Source organism: Motilibacter deserti (assembly GCF_011250635.1).
In the GTDB taxonomy this organism is placed as follows: domain Bacteria; phylum Actinomycetota; class Actinomycetes; order Motilibacterales; family Motilibacteraceae; genus Motilibacter_A; species Motilibacter_A deserti.
The window spans coordinates 1-22,105 of the sequence record NZ_JAANNP010000017.1; the positions used below are offsets into that span (position 1 = coordinate 1).

General features: G+C 70.7%; 17 protein-coding genes, 1 tRNA gene and 1 pseudogene. 7 read left to right on the forward strand and 12 right to left on the reverse strand.

Going from position 1 to position 22,105, the window contains the following annotated elements:
• The 3 genes from G9H71_RS15125 to G9H71_RS23130 form a co-directional block, all read right to left on the reverse strand.
• A partial coding sequence (locus tag G9H71_RS15125; RefSeq protein ID WP_166283299.1) for a PQQ-dependent sugar dehydrogenase occupies positions 1–782 on the reverse strand: 782 nt, incomplete at its 3' end.
• Positions 783–1,554: 772 nt separating this feature from the next.
• Complete coding sequence (locus tag G9H71_RS25175) at positions 1,555–2,223, reverse strand: response regulator transcription factor (protein WP_331273029.1); 669 nt, start codon at positions 2,221–2,223, stop codon at positions 1,555–1,557.
• Entirely contained in the window at positions 2,220–3,404 is a 1,185-nt protein-coding gene (locus tag G9H71_RS23130; protein ID WP_196792137.1) for a sensor histidine kinase, read from the reverse strand. Before G9H71_RS23130 ends, G9H71_RS25175 begins: the two co-directional genes overlap by 4 nt.
• Before the next feature lie 217 nt (positions 3,405–3,621).
• On the opposite strand from G9H71_RS23130, the gene flhA reads away from it, so the two are divergent.
• The 6 genes from flhA (at position 3,622) to G9H71_RS15160 (ending at position 10,480) form a co-directional block, all read left to right on the forward strand.
• The gene (gene flhA, locus G9H71_RS15135; RefSeq protein ID WP_166283303.1) at positions 3,622–5,676 is read left to right on the forward strand and encodes a flagellar biosynthesis protein FlhA; all 2,055 of its coding nucleotides are present in this window, start codon (positions 3,622–3,624) and stop codon (positions 5,674–5,676) included.
• Positions 5,654–7,306: a hypothetical protein gene (locus G9H71_RS23135; RefSeq protein ID WP_196792138.1), complete on the forward strand. Its 1,653-nt coding sequence runs from the start codon at positions 5,654–5,656 to the stop codon at positions 7,304–7,306. Before flhA ends, G9H71_RS23135 begins: the two co-directional genes overlap by 23 nt.
• On the forward strand, positions 7,303–7,941 hold the full coding sequence (locus G9H71_RS25180) for a PilZ domain-containing protein (RefSeq protein WP_166283305.1): 639 nt from the start codon (positions 7,303–7,305) through the stop codon (positions 7,939–7,941). Before G9H71_RS23135 ends, G9H71_RS25180 begins: the two co-directional genes overlap by 4 nt.
• Complete coding sequence (locus G9H71_RS15150) at positions 7,938–8,258, forward strand: hypothetical protein (protein ID WP_166283307.1); 321 nt, start codon at positions 7,938–7,940, stop codon at positions 8,256–8,258. Before G9H71_RS25180 ends, G9H71_RS15150 begins: the two co-directional genes overlap by 4 nt.
• A 264-nt stretch (positions 8,259–8,522) precedes the next feature.
• The gene (locus tag G9H71_RS15155; RefSeq protein ID WP_166283309.1) at positions 8,523–10,274 is read left to right on the forward strand and encodes a hypothetical protein; all 1,752 of its coding nucleotides are present in this window, start codon (positions 8,523–8,525) and stop codon (positions 10,272–10,274) included.
• 133 nt (positions 10,275–10,407) lie between these two features.
• Positions 10,408–10,480, forward strand: a tRNA-Arg gene (locus tag G9H71_RS15160).
• Between the two features lie 63 nt (positions 10,481–10,543).
• Here the strand turns inward: G9H71_RS15160 and G9H71_RS24640 are convergent.
• The 8 genes and pseudogenes from G9H71_RS24640 to G9H71_RS15200 form a co-directional block, all read right to left on the reverse strand.
• On the reverse strand, positions 10,544–10,903 hold the full coding sequence (locus G9H71_RS24640; protein WP_166283311.1) for a tyrosine-type recombinase/integrase: 360 nt from the start codon (positions 10,901–10,903) through the stop codon (positions 10,544–10,546).
• A 109-nt stretch (positions 10,904–11,012) separates the two neighbouring features.
• A pseudogene (locus G9H71_RS25550) lies at positions 11,013–11,591 on the reverse strand (tyrosine-type recombinase/integrase); the annotation flags it as partial.
• A 619-nt stretch (positions 11,592–12,210) separates the two neighbouring features.
• Complete coding sequence (locus tag G9H71_RS15175; RefSeq protein ID WP_166283313.1) at positions 12,211–12,423, reverse strand: DUF2283 domain-containing protein; 213 nt, start codon at positions 12,421–12,423, stop codon at positions 12,211–12,213.
• Positions 12,424–13,396: 973 nt separating this feature from the next.
• Positions 13,397–13,579, reverse strand: coding sequence for a hypothetical protein (locus G9H71_RS15180; protein WP_166283315.1), 183 nt, complete (start codon positions 13,577–13,579; stop codon positions 13,397–13,399).
• A gap of 163 nt (positions 13,580–13,742) precedes the next feature.
• Positions 13,743–14,126 (reverse strand): hypothetical protein, encoded by a 384-nt coding sequence (locus G9H71_RS23890; RefSeq protein ID WP_231134888.1) that lies wholly within the window; start codon positions 14,124–14,126, stop codon positions 13,743–13,745.
• Positions 14,127–14,554: 428 nt separating this feature from the next.
• Positions 14,555–15,076, reverse strand: a complete 522-nt coding sequence (locus tag G9H71_RS15190; RefSeq protein ID WP_331273030.1) for a SigE family RNA polymerase sigma factor — start codon at positions 15,074–15,076, stop codon at positions 14,555–14,557.
• Positions 15,077–15,192: 116 nt separating this feature from the next.
• Positions 15,193–15,936, reverse strand: a complete 744-nt coding sequence (locus G9H71_RS15195; RefSeq protein ID WP_331273031.1) for a DinB family protein — start codon at positions 15,934–15,936, stop codon at positions 15,193–15,195.
• Positions 15,937–16,035: 99 nt separating this feature from the next.
• The gene (locus G9H71_RS15200) at positions 16,036–16,584 is read right to left on the reverse strand and encodes a hypothetical protein (RefSeq protein WP_166283323.1); all 549 of its coding nucleotides are present in this window, start codon (positions 16,582–16,584) and stop codon (positions 16,036–16,038) included.
• 396 nt (positions 16,585–16,980) lie between these two features.
• Between G9H71_RS15200 and G9H71_RS25185 the strand changes: the two genes are divergently transcribed.
• Positions 16,981–18,615 carry an eCIS core domain-containing protein gene (locus G9H71_RS25185; protein WP_166283325.1) on the forward strand — a complete coding sequence of 545 codons (1,635 nt, stop codon included), beginning with the start codon at positions 16,981–16,983 and terminating at the stop codon, positions 18,613–18,615.
• A gap of 2,722 nt (positions 18,616–21,337) precedes the next feature.
• Here the strand turns inward: G9H71_RS25185 and G9H71_RS15210 are convergent.
• A partial coding sequence (locus G9H71_RS15210) for a tyrosine-type recombinase/integrase (RefSeq protein WP_166283327.1) occupies positions 21,338–22,105 on the reverse strand: 768 nt, incomplete at its 5' end.

The following is a 22,105-nucleotide window of genomic DNA, read 5'->3' on the forward strand; positions in this document are numbered from 1 at the left end:
GAGTAGCTGCCGTCCTCCTTCACCGTGATGCGCAGGATCTTGCCGCGCAGGTCGTTGGTGTTGGCGGACGTGCGGCGTGCGTCGAACACCGGGTTGCGGCCGGCGCGGTCGTCGATCGGGGAGTAGCCGTCCGACGAGAACGGGTTCGAGTCGTCACCCGTCGACAGGTAGAGGTTGCCCTTGCTGTCGAAGTCGATCTTGCCGCCGACGTGGCAGCACATGCCGCGGTCGACGGGGACCTCGAGGATCTTCTGCTCGGTGGCGAAGTTGAGCTTGGTGCCCTCGAGCTTGAAGCGGGACAGGTAGAGCGCGCCCTTGTAGCGGTCCCAGTCGGCCTGGGTGCCCATCTCCGGCGCGTCGCCCTCGTTGACGCCGGCCGTGGCCGGGTCGTCGACGGGGGTGTTCAGACGCGGGGAGTAGTAGACGTAGACCCACTTGTTCTTGGCGAAGTTGGGGTCGACGGCGACGCCCTGGACGCCCTCTTCGTCGTGCTGGTAGAGGCCCTGGGGGCTCTGCTTCATGTCGGCGGCGAGGAAGTTGACGCCGCTCTCGGGGTCGTGCAGCCGGATCTCCCCCGTGCGCGCGCTGTGCAGCACGCGCAGGTCGGGCAGCACGGCAAGCGCCATCGGCTCACCCGGCCGGTCGTTCAGCGTCACCTTCTGGAAGGCGTTGCCGTCGACCGCCGCGGCACTGGAGCCGCTCTCACCGGCGAGCACGGGCTGCACTCCGGCCAGCCCGACGAACGCTACGGCGAGAGTTGCCGCTGTCGTCGCCCTTCGCATACAGGACCTCCTTTGGTCACGTCACTCAGCGTGTTGCAAAACCTGCAACACGCTTCAGGAATCTTGGGGTGACCGGGCGACGCTAAGTCGAGTGTTTCGCCGCTGTCAACACCAACTTTCGCTGCTGCGCGCACTACGTTGCACAACCGTTATCTAGCGCCCCGGTGGGATAGAGCGTCCCTCGATCGGGTGGTGTGATCGGCGAAGGCGTCGGGTAGTTGCGGGGGTTCCGCGCGGCGTGCCCCGAGGTCGTGCCGGGCGGAGCATGTGCCCCGGTTCGCGGGGCCCGGGAGGCCGTGGCAGGATGTTCGGAGATGAGGCCGGGTCGGACTGTGCGCCGTGAGCTGCACCCCCGTGGGTGGGGTGCCGCGGTGTCGTGCTGTGGGATCGTCGTGCGGAGAAGCAGGTAGTCCGTCTTGCATACTGCACTTCACTGAATTCGACCTCGGTCGTCTCCATCGGGTCTCGGGCAGACGGTCGGAGAGCCAGCTGCCCGGCTCGTGCCCGCAGTCCCAGGCGATCACTCCGCGCAGCGCTCTGATCGCTCGGCGGCCGAGCGCGCAGCTGCGTCGGCCGAGAGCTCGCGGCGATGGCCCGCAACCGGCCCGGAGTGGTCGGTGCCCCTCTTGACCTCGCGCTCGGTGCAGGAGGACAGTGGAATCCGAGGGAGGGCTGCTCCTACTGCCCAGCACAGCTGTGGCCGCACCGAGCCGTTCTTACGGTCGCGGAGCGCCCTCCCCCTGAAGCCCCTCCCCAAGCTTCCGGGCGCCTGTCACGCGCCCGGTCGCAGCAGCCCGGTCTCGTAGGCCAGCACCACGGCCTGCACCCGGTCCCGGAGCCCCAGTTTGGCCAGGATCCGGCCGACGTGGGTCTTCACCGTGGCCTCGCTGAGCACGAGGCGGGCCGCCACCTCCGCATTGCTCAGGCCACGGCCGACGAGGAGCAGCACGTCGCGTTCCCGGGCCGTGAGCGACCCGAGCTCCGCCGGGGCGGGCCGGGCCCTGTCCTGCAGGGCGGGGCCGAACCGCTCCAGCAGCCGCCGGGTCGTGCTCGGCGCCACGACGGCGTCGCCGGAGGCCACGGCGCGGATCGCGTAGAGCAGCTCCGCCGGCGGGACGTCCTTGAGCAGGAAGCCGCTCGCCCCCGCGCCGAGCCCGGCGTACGCGTACTCGTCGAGGTCGAAGGTCGTCAGGATCAGCACCCGCGGCGCGTCGGCGCGGGCCCGCAGCCGGCGGGTCGCCTCCACCCCGTCGAGCCCCGGCATCCGCACGTCCATGAGCACGACGTCGGCGTCCACCGACCCCAGCAGCTCCAGCGCCGCGAGGCCGTCGCCCGCCTCGCCGACGACATCGAGGTCGGGCTGGGCCTGCAGCACCATGCGGAACCCCGTCCGCACCAGCTCCTGGCCGTCGACGAGGACCACCCGCACGGGCGCGCTCACCCGCGGCTCCCCGCGAGCGGCAGCAGGGCGCGTACGCCGAACCCGCCCTCCGCCCGCCGGCCGGCCTCGACCCGGCCGCCGAACGCCGCGGCGCGCTCGCGCATGCCGACGATCCCGTGCCCCCCGACCCCGAGCGTGCCCGTCCCGGCGCCGTCGTCCACGACCTCGACCTGCACGGCCCCGCCCTCCTCGCTGACGCGTACGCACACCGACGTCACCTCGCCCGCGTGCTTGAGGACGTTCGTGAGCGCCTCCTGCACGATCCGGTACGCCGCCAGCTGCACCCCGCGCGGGGCCGCCGTCCCGGCGGCGAGGTCGAGCTCGACGGGCAGCCCGCCGGCCCGCGCCTCGGCCACGAGCCGCCGGAGGGCCGCGAGGTCCGGCTGCGGGGCCAGCCCGTCGCCGTCATCGCTGCGCAGCACGTCGAGCAGCCGCCGCATCTCGGTGAGCGTGGCGCGCCCGGTGCCCGCGATCGTGGCCACGGCCGTCCTTGCCTGGGCGGGGTCGGTGTCGAGCGCGTAGCCGGCGCCGTCGGCCTGCACCACCATGACCGTCACGTTGTGGGCGAGCACGTCGTGCAGCTCGCGGGCGATCCGGGCGCGCTCCTCGGCGACGGCGGCCCGGTCCGCGCTCTCCCGCTCCCGCTCGAGGCGCGCGGCCCGCTCCTCCAGCTCCTCGAGGTAGGCCCGGCGCAGCCCGACGTTGACGCCCAGGATGTAGAAGGTCGTCAGCAGCGCGCCGACGAGCAGCTGGTTGCCCGCCGTGCCGTCCGGCTGGCGGAAGGCGATGAGCACGACGCCGACGTAGCAGACCGCGAGCGCCGCCCGCCGCCGGCGCGGCTCGCACGTCGAGGCCACCACGAAGAGCGCCTCGAGCAGGGTCAGCTGCACGCCGTTGAGCGGCACGGCCGCCAGCCACTGCACGAAGGCCAAACCGGCCACGACCCCGAACACGGGCAGCGGGTACGCCCGCCGCCACCACAGCGCGGCCGGCGGTAGCAGCTGGACGGCGACGACGAGCGCGTCCGGGGCGCTGGACCCGTCCAGGGCGTAGGGCAGGTAGGACGCGCCGAGCAGCACGAACGGCAGCACGGCGAGCAGGTTGGCGGCCCGCGCGTGCCGGCAGCCCCACGCGTGCAGCGCCGTGCGCCGGCGGACGACGGGCGCGGACGGCTCGGACATGGCCCGAGCGTAGGAGCGGGGGAGGGGCGTGCGCGTCGCCCGCGGGGAGGGCTCGCGCGTACGCCGCGCGGCGTACTCGCGCGCGCTGTTCACCCGGACGGGGTGGTCACGGCGGGACCCGGGGCTAAAGGCCCAGCGGCAGCCGTCGAAGAAGCAGAGCCAGGAAGGCACCCCAGGCCACGGTCGGCCGCCCGCTTCTCGCGAACCGGATGGTGCAGTGAAGTCGAAGAACCTCGGCCAGGTGGGGATCCCCGCCGGCGTCGTCGCGATCATCCTGATGCTGGTCGTGCCGCTGCCCACGGTCGTGCTCGACATGCTCATCGCGCTCAACATCGCGTTCGCGCTGCTCGTGCTGCTGGTCAGCATGTTCGTGCGGCGGGCGCTCGACTTCGCGGTCTTCCCCTCCCTGATCCTCATCGCGACCCTGTTCCGGCTCGCGCTCAACGTGAGCGCCACCCGGCTGGTGCTGCGCGACGGGTTCGCCGGCCACGTCATCGAGTCCTTCGGCCACTTCGTGGTCGGCGGCTCGCTCGTGATCGGCCTCGTGATCTTCTTCATCCTCGTGATCATCCAGTTCATGGTGATCACCAAGGGCGCCGAGCGTGTCGCCGAGGTCGGCGCCCGCTTCACCCTCGACGCGATGCCCGGCAAGCAGATGGCGATCGACGCAGACCTCAACGCCGGCATCATCGACGAGGACGAGGCCCGCCGCCGTCGCGAGGACGTCGCGGCCGAGGCCGACTTCTACGGCGCCATGGACGGTGCGTCCAAGTTCGTCAAGGGCGACGCGATCGCCGCGATCATCATCACCACGATCAACCTGCTCGGCGGGTTCGTGGTCGGCGTGGTCCAGAAGGGGATGGCGCCCGGCGAGGCGGCCCACACGTACAGCCTGCTCTCGATCGGTGACGGCCTCGTCTCCCAGATCCCGGCGCTGCTGCTGTCGGTCGCGACCGGACTCATCGTCACCCGGTCGACCTCCAAGGCCGACATGGGCACCGACTTCGTCCAGCAGCTCGGCCAGCAGCGCAACGCCCTGCGCATCGGCGCCTTCGCGTTGCTCGGCCTCTGCCTCATCCCCGGCCTGCCCAAGCTGCCGTTCCTGGTCGTCGGCGGCGGCGTCTTCTTCCTCTCGACCAAGCTCAAGAAGCCCAGCGAGCAGGCGGCCGAGCTCGAGGGCGGCCCCGACGCGCTGCCCGCCGGCGCCCCGGCGCCCGACTCGCCCGAGGCGCTCGCCGAGGAGATGCTCGTCGACTCCCTCGCGCTCGAGCTGGCCGTGGACCTGGTCGACCTCGTGGACACGTCGGCCGGCGGCGACCTGCTGGAGCGGGTACGCGCCCTGCGCCGCAAGGTCGCCCTCGACCTGGGCATCGTCCTCCCGCCGGTCCGCACCCGCGACGACCTCGAGCTGCCGCTCTCGACCTACGTCATCAAGATCGGCGGCGTGGCCGCCGCCCGCGGCGAGGCCCCCACGGGCCACGTGCTGGCGATCGGCGAGTCGCTCGAGGGGCTGCCCGGCACCCCCACCCGCGAGCCGGTGTTCGGCCTGGCCGCCAAGTGGGTCCCGGCCGAGCTGCGCCACCAGGCCGAGCTGCTCGGCGCGACCGTCGTCGACCGGGCCAGCGTCGTGACCACGCACCTGGCCGAGGTCGTGCGCGAGGGCGCCAGCCGCCTGCTGGGGCGCGAGGACGTCCGCTCCCTGGTCGACATGGTCAAGCGCACCCACCCGGTCGTCGTCGAGGAGCTCACCCCCGCCGCGCTCACGCTCGGCGAGGTGCAGCGGGTGCTGCAGGCGCTGCTCGACGAGGGCGTCTCCATACGCGACCTGCCCCGCATCTTCGAGGCGCTGTCGCTGCGGGCCAAGCAGGGCACGGACGTCGAGGGCCTGGTCGAGTCGGCCCGCGCCGCGCTCGGCCCGGCGATCGCCGCCGCGTACGCCCCCGACGGCGTGCTGCGCTGCTTCACCCTCGACCCCCGCCTCGAGCAGGCGATGTTCGAGTCGATGGTCGCCGGCGACGGCGGGACGCACATCCTGCTCGACGCGGCCCGCGCCGAGGCCGTCACGAACCGGCTCGCCCAGCTGGCCGAGGTTGCCGAGCAGCGCGGCACGATGCCCGTTCTGGTCTGCAGCCCTCAGGTCCGGTCCGCAGTGCGCCGACTGACTCGCAACGCTGCTCCGCGGGTACCCGTGCTCTCGTACGGTGAAGTGACCGGGCAGCTACAGATTGAGACGATGGGAGTTGTCGACGATGCCCACGCGCCTGCTGCTTGAGGGTCCTGACATCCAGGAGCTGCTCGCCCGCGTCCGGGCCGAGCACGGGCCGAAGGCGCGCATCGTCCAGGCGGACAAGATCCGGACCGGCGGCTTCGCGGGGTTCTTCACCAAGGAGCGCTACGAGGTCGCGGTCGAGATCCCGGACGCGGAGCCGCCCGCGGCGCCCGCTCCGGCCGCTCCCACCCCGGCCGCCGCGAACCTGCTCGACATGATCGACGAGGTCCGCGACCACGTCGGGCTCACCGGGGCCCCCGCCGCGCCGTACCCGGTGCCGCAGGCGCCGGTGGCTCCGGCGCCGGCCGCCCCGGTGCCGCCGGCGAGCGTGCCGCCGGTGGTGGCTCCGGCTGCCGCTGCTCCGGTCGCCGTTGCTCCTGCTGCTGCTCCCGTTGCCGCCCCTCCCGTTGCCGCTGCTGCTGCGCCCGCTCCGGCTGCCGCCGCTCCGGCCGCCCCCGCCCCGGCCGCCGCTCCCACGGTGGACGCCGGGACGTACACGGTGGCCGCGGCTGCTCAGGCCGCGCCGGCCGCTCCCGCTGCGGCGCCGGCCCCGCAGGCCGCTGCGCCGCAGGCCGTCCCCGTCGCCCCGGATGTGCAGCCCGCGCAGTTCCCGCAGGTGTCGACGTCGACGCCGAGCTTCGCGAACGTCCTGGCGGGCCTGGCGGGCCTGGCGCGCGAGGCGGAGGGCGGGGAGGCGCGGTTCACCGCCGGCTTCGCGCCGGCCCCGGAGCCGACGATCCTGGCGGCACCGCAGGCCGCCCCGGCGTCCCCGACCGCCGTGCCGCAGACCGTCCCGGTCGCGGTGGCGCTCGAGGAGCCCGTCGCTCTCCAGCCGCAGTCGGCCGCCGCGCCGGAGCCGGTCGTCGAGCCCGAGTTCGTCGACGAGGAGCCAACGGCCGCAGGCACGGTCATCGACCTCACGGCGGCCGAGCAGACCCTGCTGCCGGCCGTCGCCGAGCCGCAGGACGCCGGGCTCACCCCGGCGCTGCAGGCGCTGGGCGTGCCGGCCGAGCTGACCGCCGTCGTCGCCGCGACCCCGACCTGGAACAGCCACGCCGCCGTCGCGCGGCTCGTGGCCGCGCTGCCCGACGCGCCGAAGGCACCCGCCAAGGCCGGCGACGTGCTCGTGATCGTCGGCGACGGCGCGGCGGCGTACGGAGTGGCCCGCAAGACCGCGAGCGCGATGCGCCTGGACCCGGACAAGGTCCTGCTCGCCGCGCCGACCGGTCTGGGCACCGGTGTGCACAGCCGCCGCCGGATCCCGAGCGCGGCGGAGGCGGTCCGCCGCTCGCGCCGGCTGCACCTGTCGGAGACGGCCACGATCGTCGCCGTCGACGCTCCGCTGGGGCGAGCCGGGGCGGACTGGGCGCGCGGTGTGATCTCCGGCCTGGAGGCGACCGCCGTCTGGGCGGTCGTGGACGCTACCCGCAAGACGGGTGATGTTGCGAAGCACCTTCGCCGAATCGGTGGAGTGGACGCCGTCGCTGTCGAAAACCTTGATGACACGGCGGACCCGTGCAGCGTTCTCGCGCTCGGCGTCCCGGTCGCGGCGCTCGACGGGCGCCGCGCCACACCCGCTGCCTGGTCGGCGCTGCTCGGCGCCCGGCTGGGGACCGACGAGGAGGATGAGTGACCGCGCTTCCCGAGGTCAATGAGCTCGTGCGCGTCGCCCTCAACGACGACGAGCTCGTGCTGCCCTCGCGGGTCGAGGACAGCGTGGACGGCGACCTGCTGCTGGCGGCCGCGGCCTACGTCGGCGACGTGGAGGGCCCGAAGGAGGGCTCGGTCGTCTCGATCCACTGGACCTGCAACCGAGGGGTCTGCAGCGTCGCGGCGCTCTACCTCGGCCAGGAGCGCACGCCCACCGGCATGCGCATCTGGCGGGTACGCCCGGCCGGCTCGATCGAGCTCGTCCAGCGGCGGCGCTACGCCCGGGTCGAGTTCAACGGGGCCCTGTCGGTCGTGAACTCGGAGGTCGACACCGTCCGGGTCGGCTGGATGCTCGACCTCGGCGAGGGCGGCGTCCGCTGCCGCGTCGCGCCGGGCGCGTTCAAGCCCGACGAGCCGGTCGAGTGCCGGCTGAGCGTCGACGGCGACGTCGTCGTGGTGATGGGGAGCGTGCTGCGCGCCGAGAAGCCGGTCAACGGCTACGAGGAGCTGGTCATCACCTTCCCCGACGACCACCCCGCCGCGGACCTCGTCCGCAAGCACGTCTTCGCCGAGCAGTTGCGCGCGCGCCGCGCCGCGTCCGTAGGGGGCCAGTCGTGAACATCCTGCGCCCGGGGGCCGTCGTGGGCGGCCTCCTGCTGTCGTCGCCGACGATGTACTCCTCGCTCGTCACGGAGACGACCGGTGTGGACGCGGCGATCTTCCGCTTCCTGTTCGGCGTGCTGCTCACCGGCGTGGGGCTGTCGCTGATCGACGCGATCGCCGTCGCGTACGCGGTGAAGAACGACCAGGACAGGGCCAAGCCGCCGGCGTACACCCAAGGCCGCCGGGCGAGCGACCTGCCGCCCGCGCCGGCGCCGATGGCGAACCCGATGGACCTGCCGGCGCTCGAGCCGGCCGGCATGCCGATGCCGTAGCGCTTGCCGTCGCTGCAACTCGCTGCCCCGCCCGCACTCGTGCGCGCGGGGCAGCTGCGTGTTCGGGCGCCGGCCCGGGGCTGAACGAGTGATCCATGATCTAGAAGCCGTGAAGTGTGCCTCATGCGTCGGCTGCGCCCGGCGATGGGTGCGTGTGGCCGCCGCGCAGGAAGCAGCGGCGCCGCACGGCAGGCGCGCACTGCGCCGCCGTCCTCCCGCCGCCACGCGGCGCCGAAGAGACGGATCTCGATGAAGCTCAGGACCATGGGACTCGCGCTGGGCGCGAGCGTCCTCGCAACTGCCTCGCTCACCGGCACGGGCGTGGCGTTCGCCGCTCCGCAGGCTGCCGCGCCCTTCGCCTCCAACCTCTGCTCGGGCTACAAGGCCACGATCGTCTCGGCCAAGGCTGGTGCGACCGTGTCGGGCACCGCGAAGCGCGACGTCATCCTCGTGCGCGGCGCCGGCTCGACCGTCAACGGCGGCGGCGGCAACGACGTCATCTGCATCGCCAAGGCCGGCAAAGTCTCCGGCGGCGCGGGCGACGACGCGGTCTACGGAAGCCCGTTCGCGGACACTCTCGACGGCGGTGCCGGCAACGACACGATCGTCGGTGGAGCCGGCAACGACTCCATCACCGGTGGCGCGGGCAACGACAAGGTCGACGGCGGCGCCGGGGCCGACACACTGGCCGGAGGGGCGGGCAACGACTCCCTTCTCGGTGGTGCCGGCAACGACAAGATCACCAGCGGCGCGGGCCGGGACACCGTCAACGGCGGGGCCGGCAAGGACAAGGTCGCGGCCGACAAGTCCGACACCGTGACCCGTGGGACCGGCGACGTGATCACCGGGAAGCCGAAGATCGCGGTCCCCACTCCGGCTCCGGCTCCGGCGCCCGCTCCGGCTCCCGCCCCCGCCCCGGTGCCTGCTCCGGCTCCGGCTCCCGCGCCTGCTCCCGCTGCCTCGCCCGCCCCTGCCCCGGCACCTGCTGCGCCCGCCCCCGCACCGGCGCCGGCCGACCCGACGCCCGCCCCGGTCGACTGGGACATCGTCGCGCCGTCGGCCCCCAGCGGCCTGTATGCCGTCGTCAAGGGCGGGCAGATCGTTCTGAACTGGGATGCGGCCACGGACGACGTCGGCGTCACCAGCTACGACGTCTGGAGCTCGACCGAGCACAGCTACTACGCGTCCCTGACCTACGTCGGGTCGGTCACCGGCACGACGGCGGTGGACGTCCCTGCCGACACGGCCGTCCACCACTACTTCGTCGTCGCCCGCGACGCCGCGGGCAACACGAGCCTGCAGAGCAAGCTCAGCAGCGCCACGCTCGGGCTCGACGACGCGGCGCCCGACGCGCCGAGCAACCTGCTCGCGGCGAGCACGCCCACGCAGGTCACCCTGACGTGGCGCGACGGCGGCTACGACAACGTCGGGGTCTCGCGCTATCTCGTGCAGCGCTCGACCTCGCCGGACTTCTCGACCGACAGCGCGTTCGAGACGCGCTACTTCCCGGCGCAGACCGGCGGCACGCTTGTCGACCAGCCGGAGGACGCCGCGGCGACCTACTACTACCGGGTCATCGCGATCGACGCGGCGGGCAACCGGAGCGAGGGCTCCAACGTCCAGGCCGTGACGCTGACCGGCGACACGACGGCGCCCACCGCCGCCTCCAACGTCATCGTCTGGAGCACGGTCTACGACTACGGCACCACGGTGTCCCTGCGCTGGGACGAGGGCACGGACGACGTCGGCGTGGCCGGCTACATCGTGCAGCGCTCGGCCACACAGGACTTCGCCGCGTTCGAGACGCTCGAGACGATCGCGTGGAACGGGACCTCGGACTACCTCGAGAACCCCGCCCCGACGTACTACTACCGGATCATCACTGTCGACGCGTCCGGCAAGCAGTCGGCGCCGGTCGTGGCCGTCCCGGTGCCGGTCAGCGACGAGCCGTCGGGCGACGTGCCCTCGGGGGACCAGCCGTCGGGTGACGTGCCGGCGGTCGACGGCGGCGAGTGACATGCGCCGGGCCGCCTCCGTGGCTCGGGGGCGGCCCGGCCTCGTTCTTGCAGGTCAGCAGGGGTCCGGGTGGGGCGGTGAGCCCCGCCGGCAGGACCCGGTATGCTGTTCAGGCGTCACTCCGGTGGCGCACGCGCCCGTAGCTCAACGGATAGAGCATCTGACTACGGATCAGAAGGTTAGGGGTTCGAGTCCCTTCGGGCGCACGCTGTGTCGAGACAGTAGGACGAGGCCCTGGCCTGCGGAAACGCGGCCGGGGCCTTGTGCTGTTACGGGGAGGCGCGGGCGTCCACGGTGCCCTCGCGGTGCTGCCGCGCTAGGGATGCGCTAGGAAGCTCCTCGCTCGCTTGTGCCGACGCCGTCAGGAGGCTGCCGATCCGGTTCGCGGCTTCTCGGCCTACGCCGCGGTCTACGTGCGTATAGAGGTCTGCGGTGATCGCCGTCGTGGAGTGGCCGAGACGCTCGGACACGACCTTGATGTCGACACCTGCTGACAGCGCCAGGCTCGCGTTCGTGTGACGCAGGTCGTGGAGGCGGATCACCGGAAGGTCCGCCTGCGCGGCCAGCTTCTGGAAGTGACGAGTGACGTACTCGGGGCGCAGTGGCCGGCCGTCCCCGCGGGTGAACAACGAGCCCGCTGTCGTGCCAGGCGCCGCCCCACTCCGCCCGCTCCTGCTGCTGCCGGGCGCGGTGGCGACGCAGCACATCGACCGTCGCCTGATCGAGTGCGACGACGCGGCTGCCGCGCTTGGTCTTGGGCGTGCCGACGACGAGCTTGCCGCGCACCTCGGTGATCTGTTGGACGACCATCAGGTACCCCTGGTCGAGGGCCAGGTCCTCCCAACGGAGTCCGGTTGCCTCGCCGCGACGGAGGCCGCTGACGAGGAGCAGCTGGTAGAGCGCGACGAGGCGGTCCTTCTCCGCTGCCTTGAGGAACCGCCGACTCTGGTCCGCGCTCCAAGGACGTGGCCGCTTCGGGTTCTCCGGAGCGAGCTCGATGTGCAGCGCTGGGTTGTACGGGATGAGCCGTCGCTTGACCGCGGTGTTGAGCGCGGAGCGGAGCGTGGCGTGAACGCGCCGAATCGAGCTCGGGCTGAGGGGACGTCCTCGACGCCCGGTGCCGATCGCTTCGTACAATCGGTCGAGGTGGTGCGGGCGGAGGTCGAGCAGACGGACGTCGCCGAGGTGAGGAAGCAAGTAGAGCCTCAGAGCGTCCTGGTAATGGGCCGCGGTGGAAGGCTTCAAAGCAGCCTTGCCCGCGAGCCAGGTCTCGAGGTACTCGCGGGTCGTGAGGGCATGCATCGAGACGTCGGTCATAAGGACACGGACCGTCTCCTGCAACGCCTCCTGCGCAGCGGCTCGCGTCGGGTAGCCGGACTTGGTGGTCTGCAAGCGCTTGCCGTTGCTATCGCGGCCGTACTCCAGCACGTAGGCCCACCCGCCGCGGCAGCGATGCGCTTGCAGACGGCCCTCGGCGTCACGTGGGCAGGTCCGGGCGTGGCGTTGATAGACGGAGCCGTGCTTCACCGTGCCACCTGTACCAGCTCGAGAAGCGGCGCGGTGGGCACTCGTATCGACTTGCCGAGGTGGAGGACAGGAGTCGGCCAAGCGCCGGCACGGATGAGCTCGTATGCGGAAGTGCGGCCGATACCCAACACTGCAGCCGCCGTCGGGACGTCGACGACCGGGGGGAGCTGAAGGAGATCCGCGGCCGTGAGGGTCAGTGTCACGCCGTCCTCCTCCGTTCGCAGCGAGTCGAGGCGCGAGCTCCACGTTTGAGGAAGTACCTAGTGTGCGCCACGAGGGCACGACCTGTCAACTAGCGTGGACAGGGATGGCGCGGGCTGCACTCGAGGGGCCATGCTGCCTGGTGGCAGCGACTTCGAGCGCGCGTTGACTCGCAGTGACAGCGGCATGTGCGTGCGAGTGGCGGCGATCAACCCTCGGGGGGCAGGTGTGCGCTGTTGAGGAACTCGATCCCGAACAGCTGACCACGGGCGTTGAAGTCGAGCACGAGGTCTGCGTCGTTGGGGTCGTCGCTAAGACTGACCGTTTCCTGCCTGGTTGGTCCAGGGCCAGCGTCGGCGAACTTCAGGTACGCGATGCCGGTCTCCTCGTCACGGGTCAGGACGGGGCGAAGGACGCTCATGGTCACAGCCTTGCCTGGTTCCGCTCTCGCCAAGCCGCCGGGCGTCGGCTGGCCGCGAGTGCGCGAGCGCCATGACACGGCATCGCGGGCCAAGGCGCGCCCGGCCCGCGGCATGTGCGGGAGACAGCCGGGGCAAGATCCATCTAGCGAAAATCTGGATACAAGGGGGTCGCGGTGGGCTGGTCGAGCCTCGTCTACGGCTTGTTCGCGGTGTGCCTCGGGGTGCTCGCGTATCGGGACAGAGGACTGCTGAAGCGGCACTCCGTGCGGTTGGCTCTATTCGCTGTGCTTGAGATGGCAGGACTGATCCTCGTCGTCGCCGCCTTCACCGGGTAGGTGTGACCAGCGAGTGAGGATCGACGACCTGCCCATCAGAGTCGTCGCGATCGGCGCAACGTCGAGGCCAACTGGCGTCGCCCCCCGCGGCAGGAGCGCGTGTTGCTGGAGCGACCAGGCAACCACGTTGACGAGACCAAAACGGGTCCCCGTGCGACATCGTCCGCTTGGGTAGCTACGAGCACGGAGCAGAGGTCGCTGACGGGAGCGCCGGCCGGCTCGACGTCCTCGTCCGCTAGCGCCGGTCCAGCCAGCCGTTCGACGGAACCTCGCGATCCCGTATGAATCGCCAAAGATCTGGAACCGCGACGCCGGCAGAAGTGATGGAACCAATCATCAGCCCTCTTGGCAAGGCGTCGAGGAAGGCCTCGCTCTGCCACAACCCGAAGAGCACGCCCATAGCGAGGGCCACCAAGACGTGCGCGGCCAGCCAGAGCGCCCAACGACCCCAAGTACCAGGGTGCGGGGTACGGCTCACGAGCTCAAGATTCCCTGCACGATCTTCGTTCGAACCTGTGCCTGGGACCGATAACGGGGCCGCGATGACGGCGGCACGAGCGGGCGTCGGCGCCGCTCGACGACGGCGTTCTGAGTCCCGAGCCAGGGAATTGCCGCGAGGCGACCTGAACGGGTGCGGCTACGGGAGGGACCGGTCGTAGACCGCAGAGACGACTTCGTCGCGTTCCGCGATCACGTCGCCCGCGTCGTCCCATACGGTGAGGTGGCCGTCTCGGACGTCCCACTGAAGGGGACCCGCGAGCCGGAGGTCCTCTGACGGACCCTCCTGATAGTTCACGACCACCCTCATCTGGCGCGTCATGCGTCGAGTCTGCCTCGCCACGGGCGAGTGGCCCCTGCCGTCCTGGGGTGCGAGTGGGCGCGAGACTCGCGGCGTGTCCGCGAGGGTGGTTGACGGCTGGGCGCGTTCGCGACTCGGGGGCGGTCTCCAGTGGAGGCGAGGCAAGAGCAGGAGTAGGTGGCCTTCAGCTTTCGAGCAGGGCGTCAGGGAGTGTCTCGCGGACGGCGCGCGCCAGGCCTTCCATCGAGATCCCCGCTGCTGACCAGGTGGGGCCGAGCTGCTTCTCCCCGTTGGGAGCTTCAGCGTAGTTGTCGACCCTGATCGTCAAGGAGCTGCCCCCGACAAGATCGGCTGCGAGTGTCAGGGATTCCCGTCCGGGCTGCTGGCCATACTCCCGAGACCACACCCCCATGTGCGGGGCGCGGACGAGTGGCGTGCATGTTCTTCCGGACCCCGTCTGGTTGTCCAGAGTGCAAGCCTCCTCCCAAGTCGCGACGTCGTTCGCGGTCTCGTGCTCGACCGACGCCGCCGCCTCAAAGAAGCCCTCCCCGTCGACGGCGACCGTCACTCGGACGGTCAATGGCGCTGCAGGGTCGGGGCCGAGCGGGATGTTGGTGACCCGGCCCTGGGCAGGCTTCACGGTCTGCCGCAACAGACGGGTGAGCTCGGTGGCGGTGACGGCTCCAGCAGGGGCGGTCGCAACCGGCCCGGCTGTCGGGGGCGCAACGGCTGCTGAGGCTGCAGCGGAACCGGCGATGGTCTGCTCGGGCGCCGAGGAGGGAACTGCTGTGTGCACGACAAGAGCTGCTCCGGCAACTGTCAGCGCCACCGCGAGACCTTGGACCGAGAGCCGACGCGCAGCACGGCGTCGGCCTGCGCGCATGGCAGCGTCCAGGGCCAGGTGGTCGGGCAGGACGTAGGAGGGCTCTGTTCGCTGGATCAAGCTGGTCAGGCCGTCGTGCAGAGCGTCCTCGGCCGAGAGCCGTGGGTGGCTTGTCATTCGTTAGCTCCTGACTGGACGGCGTGGGTCGGCAGCGCTTCGCGAAGGTTGGCGAGGCCGCGGGCCGCCTGACTCTTCACGGTCCCGGTTGACACGTTGAGCAGCTCCGCCACTTCGGCGACGGGGAGGTCCTCCCAATACCGCAGGACCACCACGGCACGTTGGGACGCGCCGAGCGTGCGCAGGGCCAGGAGAAGATCGGATCGGTCGGACACGTCAAGGCTGGGGTCCTGGGCCTGGCCGAGCGCGTCGTCTTCTAGGTAGCCGACGGCTGTCTCTCGCCGCCACGGGCGCCGCAGCAGTGCGCGGTAGGCGTTGACGAGCGTCTGTCTCGCGTACGCGTCTGGGCCGCCGGTACGGGTCACCCTTGACCACACCGAGTAGACGCGGGCGAGCGTGTCCTGCGTCAGGTCTTCGGCTTGGTGCCAGTCACCGCAGAGCAGGAAGGCGACTCGTCGAAGACGAGGGCGGGCTGTTACCGCCCAGCCCCGGAAGTCGTCTGCCTCGTGCGCTCTCACATGCACAACATGCGCCAGAGCCTGCCGGAGGTTGCATCGGACCCGCTCCGTCGGCGGCATGAGCGCGTCTTGCAGCTGCAACTACTTTGAGTGCGGTCAGGGTGCGCAGGCGACCGCTACCGACTCTCGAGGACCGCGAGGTCTCGGGCGGCGTACTCGCGGTGCAGCCACTCCTCCTTCAGGACAGTGACCAGGCACTGACGCACGAGGAATGGCTTGGACTCGGGATAGCCTGACTCGAGCACCGGCTCCGTCCAGGTGTTCAGGCGCTCGTCGCTCAGCCCGGCGAGCACTCGCGTCACCGCTGCTCTTCGAGTCGCGCGCACCGCGAGAACCTCATCGAGCTGAGGGCGCGCACCGGTAGCAGGCGGGATGCCGGGGGTATCGGGGGGCATCTCGGTGTGAGCCAGTCCGAGCGGGTCGAACGGCGCTGGCTCGCCAAGGAGCACCCGCAGCACCCACGCGTCGGTGGCGAACACAAGGTGCCGCAGCGTCTCGATGAAGGACCATTCGCTGTCGACCCGTTCGTGGAGCAGGTCCTCGGGAAGCTGTCGCGCGCGCTGGACGGTCTCGTCCCAGCGGTGGGACACGACCTCCCAAGCTCGTCGGAGGCTCTCTGCATCATCAGCTCGCAGAAGCCGTCGATCAGGGTCTCGACGGTCGAGCTCCGCCTCGATGAGGGGGCCGACGTCGATGCCGTTGATCGTTAGCTGGTCGATGTAGCCATCGATCTCGACGCGCTTCAGCCAGGCGCCGCGGAGGACGGTGTCCTGGAAGTAGACGTTTTGAAAGCGCGACTGGCTGAAGTCGACCTCCTCAAAGCGGCTGTGGCTCCAGTCCCGACGAAGGTAGTCCGCCACGCTCAACACCTTGCCACTCACGAGCCGCTGTGGCCAGGACAGCAGGCGTGGCATTGGGTGAGCGTGCAACCGCCGCGTCCCTCGCGGCATGACCGTGAACTACGCGTGGGGCGAGAGCACTCGTTCGGCTCGCTGCAGGTCGTCCGCGGCGAGGGCCTGGACGGCTCGATCGGCACGCTCCAGCTCGTCACGTGCTCGCTTCGCTTCCGTCTCTACTCGCCGACGCCGGAGCAGTCCCGGGCGCGGCGGCAGCGTCTCGGCGACGGACGACCAGACCGACACCAGCTCGTCGAGCGCGTAGATGATCCGATCGAGCGGCTCCTCATGAGGGATCTCGTCGTCGCCGGACGGCCACAGCAGGTTCAGCAGCCATTGGACGGACTGCTGGCCGTGTAGAACTCGCTGAGCTGCCCAAGGGGCGGCGATCGTCCGTGGGCGCTCGAGGGGCAGGACGCCAAGCTCTTCGAGTGCGCGGTGCCAGTAGTCGTTGACCTCGGCCTCCTCCCCATGCAGGCCCGCAAGCTCGCGCAGACTAGGAGAGTCGAGGCCGCGCGCTAGCCAATGCGCGGCAAGCATCGGTCGCTCTCGAGGGTCGAGAGCGTTGAGCTCATGGAGCGCTGCGCCGAGAGGTGGGTCGGGCTCCTGCACGCGGTCATTCTCACGGAGGAGTGGGTCGGGCGGCCCGGGCTCGCCCGCGCGGCGGCAGGAGCGGATGAGTTGAGCTGATGGTGGCTCTGCATGCTCATGCAGCTTCCGATGCGGGGGCATGGCCGTGGAGAACGGCCGAGGATCGAGCCACCTGCCCCTGCCCGTACGCCGATCCCTTGCTATCAGAGGGTGGTCGCAGGACCTCCACGGCGGCACGGGGCCAGGCGGCCAGGTGGGCGCGGCGCGGCAGGGTTGACCACGTCAGAGGCGTCCGCCTACGGTCGTTCGAGACCGCGATCGAGGAGGCCGCCCATGACTGGCGGAGCGTCCCTGACTGTGCTTCACCGACCGGCGACTCCGTCACTTGGCCCGCGTCACGCGCCGCGCTCCGGACGCGTGGCGATCCCGCCGGGCCACCGAGCGCCGCTGACGCCCGAGGTCCTTCTTCATTTGCAGCGACAGGCGGGCAACCGCGCCGTGAACGCGCTGGTCGGTGGCGACCGAGGTCCGCTGGCTGTGCAGCGGTCGGTGGAGATCAGCTACGACCGCGTGCTGCCGCTGAGCGGGACGAGCCACATCAAGAAAATCAAGTACTCGCGGGCGACCCTGCCCGACAATGCGCGTGCAGCCGCTGACGTCAACGACGGCGACAAGGCGAAGAGGCACGTCATCGGCTTCAAACAGATAGCGGACGCGGCGGCGGCCACGTACGAGGGTCGGAGAGTCCAGGCTGTCTACAACGAACTGGCCAACAACCCGCCAGGCACGCCGATGACCGAAGCCGCGCTTCCGGCGTTCGTCGCTTTGCTGAACAAGAAGATCGAGGGCAGGGCCCACCGGAAGGAGATCAAGCGCAACCAGTCGCCGAAACGACAGGAGCAGCAGTCCAAGAAGGTCAAGGCCGAGCCGAAGGCGCAAAATATTAGCGCGACCGAGAAGGTCAACTACTGGACGGGCTCGCAGTCCGAGAACCTGAAGCGGGAGGCGGAGGCGCGGGCGGCCGAGGGCGCGGCGGCGAAGGGGCTCAGCGCCCTGCTCGAGAAGTGCAATCGCGCTCGTGACGCCCGCGAGGCACACAAGCACTTCCCAAATCTTTACCGAGCTTGGGAGGCAGAAAAGAACGCCAACGTCGCCGTGGCCTTCGCCGCTCGGTTCGACCCGTATCCCGGCAGCTCCGTCAAGGAGCTCGACGCCGCCGCGGCCGACTACGTGAGATTGATGAACAAGGCCGGCGCGCGCCGCGTGAACAACACCGATGGGGCGACGAAGGAGTTCGTGAACCGCACCTACGCGACCGTCCGGACGCAGGACACCAAATTCTTGCCGTGGACTGTGGGCGACGTCTGGGATGAGCCCAACAAGCGAATCTACGACCACGCCGCGAGGAAGCGCCCGCTCACGCTACGGCGGGATGGAGGCAGCGAGGGGGCACACGAGCAGGAGGCCGAGCAGGTCGCCGCCGCTGTCATCACACGCGCGGCACGCCCATCGTCGCGCTTGCCCGTCGTCCCGGTGCGGGAACGCGTTCCCCCGGCGACCAGCGGCGTACGCGACGGCAGGGCCGGCGCGCCGCTGCCCGAGGACGCGCGCGCCGCCGCCGAGTCCATACTCGGCGTGGGGCTCGGGCACGTCGCGATCCACACGGGACGCGCCGCCGACGCAATCGTCGAAGCTGCGGGCGCCCGCGCCGTGACGCGCGGCACCGACATCTTCGTCGCCGGGGGGGGAGTCGGGGCCGACGACGACGGACGGGCTGCGGCTGATCGGGCACGAGCTCGCCCACGTAGCCCAGCAGGGCCTTGCCGCGCCTCTGCCGGTGCAGCGAACGGTGACGGTGCGCTACACGGCGAACAAGCTCGCCGACGAGAACGCCCGCGTGACCAAAATCAGTTACGGCCGGCCGGACCTGCCAACCGCCAGGTTCAAGAAGAGTCCCGCTCCCGGGGAGCGGACAGCGAAGCGCCACGTCATCCCGTTCAAGCTGATCGTCGACGCGGTGACGTCCAAGTACGTCGGGCGCACCGCGCGTGAGCTGTGGAACCGCCTCCAAGAGCAGCAGCCGGCCAAAGCGCCATTTACCCCCGAGGCACTAGTTCAGCTGCCGACGATGCTAGAGAAGGAGCTGGAGGGCGCCGCGCGCCGGAAGGAGATCAAGCGCAACGAGCTACACACGCGGCGGGTGGAGACGAGCCGGGAAAAGGCGAAGGCCGGGAAGGTCGTAGACACCGACCAGGCGAACTACTGGGTGGGCGGCCAGCGTGAGAACCTCTCTCACGAGACGGAGGCGCGCCGATTGGACGCCGAGGCGCGCCGCGAGGTCGAGGCGGCGATCGCCCGCCTGCCAGCGGGCGTCACCCCACAGACCATGTTCACGGCGTCCACCGCCGCCGCCAGGGCGATGGAGAAGACCAAGAACACCTCCCTGCAAAAGGCCTTCGCGGAGCGGTTCGACCCATTCCCCGGTCCGGGCCCCCGCGGCGGGTCGGCGAACACCTGGGCCGACGAGTTCTGGCGCCAGGCCGAGGACTACGCCAAGCTGCACAATAAGGTCGCGCGCAATCGGTGGAGCACGCTCTCGGTGCCCGACCGGCTGGCGTCCTCGCTCACCGATGACGGCCGCCGGATCGCCTGGACGGCAGAGATGGTGCTCCAGGCGCCGCACAACCAGGCAGTTCTGGACGAGCGCCGCAAAGACGCCAAGGCGGAGGCCGACGCCCGAGCGGGAAAACTGGGCAACCAGGTGCGCACCGACATGGCCCAGGAGCTTAAACGCCTCGGGTCCGCAGCGAATCTGCGTGCGCTATTGGGCCAGGAGAAGGCGAAGAACGACCGGCTGCTCGCAGCACTGGTCGAACGGGTGGTGGTGGACCGGGGGACCGACTCGGTGGGTGTCATCGGAGCAGTGAGAGCCGTCCTTGCCGCGGCGAACCAGAGGGAGGAGCAGACTGAGGCCTCGGGGGCGTCTCTCACGGAGATCTTCTCCACGTGCCACACGGTGACGGGGGTGCGCCAACCCTGGCCGCTCGAGGCGCTGCTGGGAGATTCGTCAATCGGGAGGCTGATATTCACGGCGCGGCAGATGGACCACCTGGAGCGCCGCCGAGCGCGCCGCGAGGTGCTTGCAGAGGGCCTGGAGAGCGAGGTGGACGAGGGGTTGCGCGCCCTGCTTGCGGGCCCTCCGCGCGTCAAGGCCCAAGACCTGTTCGTCGCGGCAAGCCCCGTTCTCGCCAAAGCCCAGGCCTGGGAGAAGGCGAAGAACGTGCTGCTGCGGCGGGCGTTTGGCGCGCGCTTCACGACCGGATGGACCACCCGAGACGCTTTTCTCGACCAGGCGACGAACTATTTGGCTTCGACGAACGCGGAGCAGATGTCGCCGTCGGAACTGCTGACGCGGTGCAAGACGGAGAACGGCGAGCGGCAGAAGTGGGAGAAGAAGGATCTCTTGGCCGATCCCGACGTCCACGAGTTCCTCAAGAAAATCCAGGAGGAGCAGATCAGGCGGGCTGGCGGCAGCCCGGGCCCGGGGGCCAGGTCAGCCAAGAAGCAGAAGTAGGCGCCGCGCAGGCGAGGACACGAGCCCGGCATCCGCCGCTTAGCGAGCCCGGCTTCGCGATGCCCGCGTGCGGGCCGCGATGGCCGCGACCAGGACATGGGCTATGTGCTCGCCAGAGCATGGGTCGGCACGGTCTGGTCCCTGCTGCTTGCCCCCGGCCTGGTGGGCCGAGCTGGTTCTTTGGCCTTGTCGCCGACTCGCGGGTTCCGTGGGCGGGGCCAGCCGGGTAGCGCTAAATCGTCGTGGTCGCAGCCGTCGCAATCCTGAGCGGGGCGTGGTCGTGCTGTTCGACGCGTTTAACAGTTTCGCTCGAGCCGACGCGACGCGCGCGCCGCCAATACCGAGCGCCCGTCTCGTCGTGGTCGGGCCGTACCAGTACGTGCGCAGGCCGACGTATAAAGCTGTGCTGGCGATTCTCGCCGGACAGGCCGCTGTTCTTCTCGAAGCGCCTGCACCCTCGTCGTACGCGGGCTTCGTACTTCTCGCGGTGGCCCCTCTTGCGCGGGGGATGAGGAGCCAACGCTGAGCTCGGGTACGGCGACGAGTCCCGGAAGTTCCGGCGGAACATCTGCGGGTAGTGTCCCCCGGCCGCGGCCGTGAAGGCAGGCCGGAGCCCCCGATCGCGGGCACGCTGCCCGGCCCGTCCCAAGCGTCCTGCCCTGACACAAGCCGGTCGCCAGAACCGGTGAGCCGCCATTTCGCCCACCGCGTGCCGCGAAATCGCGAATATCTCCGACTAAGCGCTCCGGTCTTGGCGGGAGACTCGTCAGCCTCCTGCTGAGCCACTCCTCGTCAGCGGTGCTCGACGAGACTCATGCCGTGAGAGAGCACGCCAACTCGACACGGGCAGCCGTTGGAAGAGCGACTCCGCCGAGCACCTCGACAAGAGCCTGGCCGGGCCGCTGCCGTACGTCGCAGGTCAGACAGCCGCTGACGTCGCACGCCAACCCATCCTGTAACCCGAACCGCTAGCGGGATGACGCAGGTCAGCGGCCCAGGTCGTGGTCGCCGAAGCGGTGCCACGCCGTTCGACCCGCCCCGTGACCGTTCTCGTTCGGGTTCCTTCCGCGGGATACAGGCCGGAGGGCTGCTCGGTCCGCATCGCGCCGGCGGCGAGTAGAGCTGGTGCGTCGTTCTCATGCACTCTGTCGCAACACCATGCGGTGGGAGCGACTTCCGATTCTCGGCACGATCGGACGGTCAGGTGCCGGAGGCCATGTAGGCGGCGAGGATGTAGTTCGGGTGCCGGTCGAGGTTCTTGCGGGCGCGGTCGTACCGCATTGTGGTGCGGGGGTCGGCGTGGCGGGCGGCGATCTGGACGTCGCGCAGGTCGACGCCGGCGTCGAGCATGGTGGTGACGTAGGTGTGCCTGAGCATGTGCGGGTGCATCCGGGGCAGCCGGACGCCCGCGGCCTTGGCGAGGTGGCGGAGCCGGCGGGTGGCGGCGTGCCGGTCCATCCGCCGCCCGTCGCGGTTGAGCAGCAGCGCCCCGGTCTGCCGCTCGCCGCAGGCCCGGTCCACGGCACGGGAGACGGCCGGCGGCATGGGGACGAGGACGGTCTTGTCGCCCTTGCCGACGACGCGCAGGACGCGGTGGCCGTGCTCCTCGCCGATGTCGGACAGCGACAGCCCGCAGGCTTCGAACACGCGCAGGCCGAGCAGCCCGAGCAGGCAGACCAGGGCGAAGTCGTACCGATTGGCGCTGTCACGCGCGGCGGAGAGCAGGGCTTCGAGCTGCAGGTGGGACAGCCCGAGGGTGGGTGACTCGGGTGGCACGTGCGGCCGTCGGACGTAGTCGGCCGGGGAGTGCTCGAGGACGGCGTCGATAACGCAGGTCCGGTAGAACATCGTGACTGTGGACAGGCGGCGGGAGACGGTCGAGGGGCGGTAGTGCTGGGCTTCCTGCATCCAGCGGACGTAGAGCTCTATGTGCGGGCGGCGGGCCTGCAGGGGGTCGAGGCCGCGGGC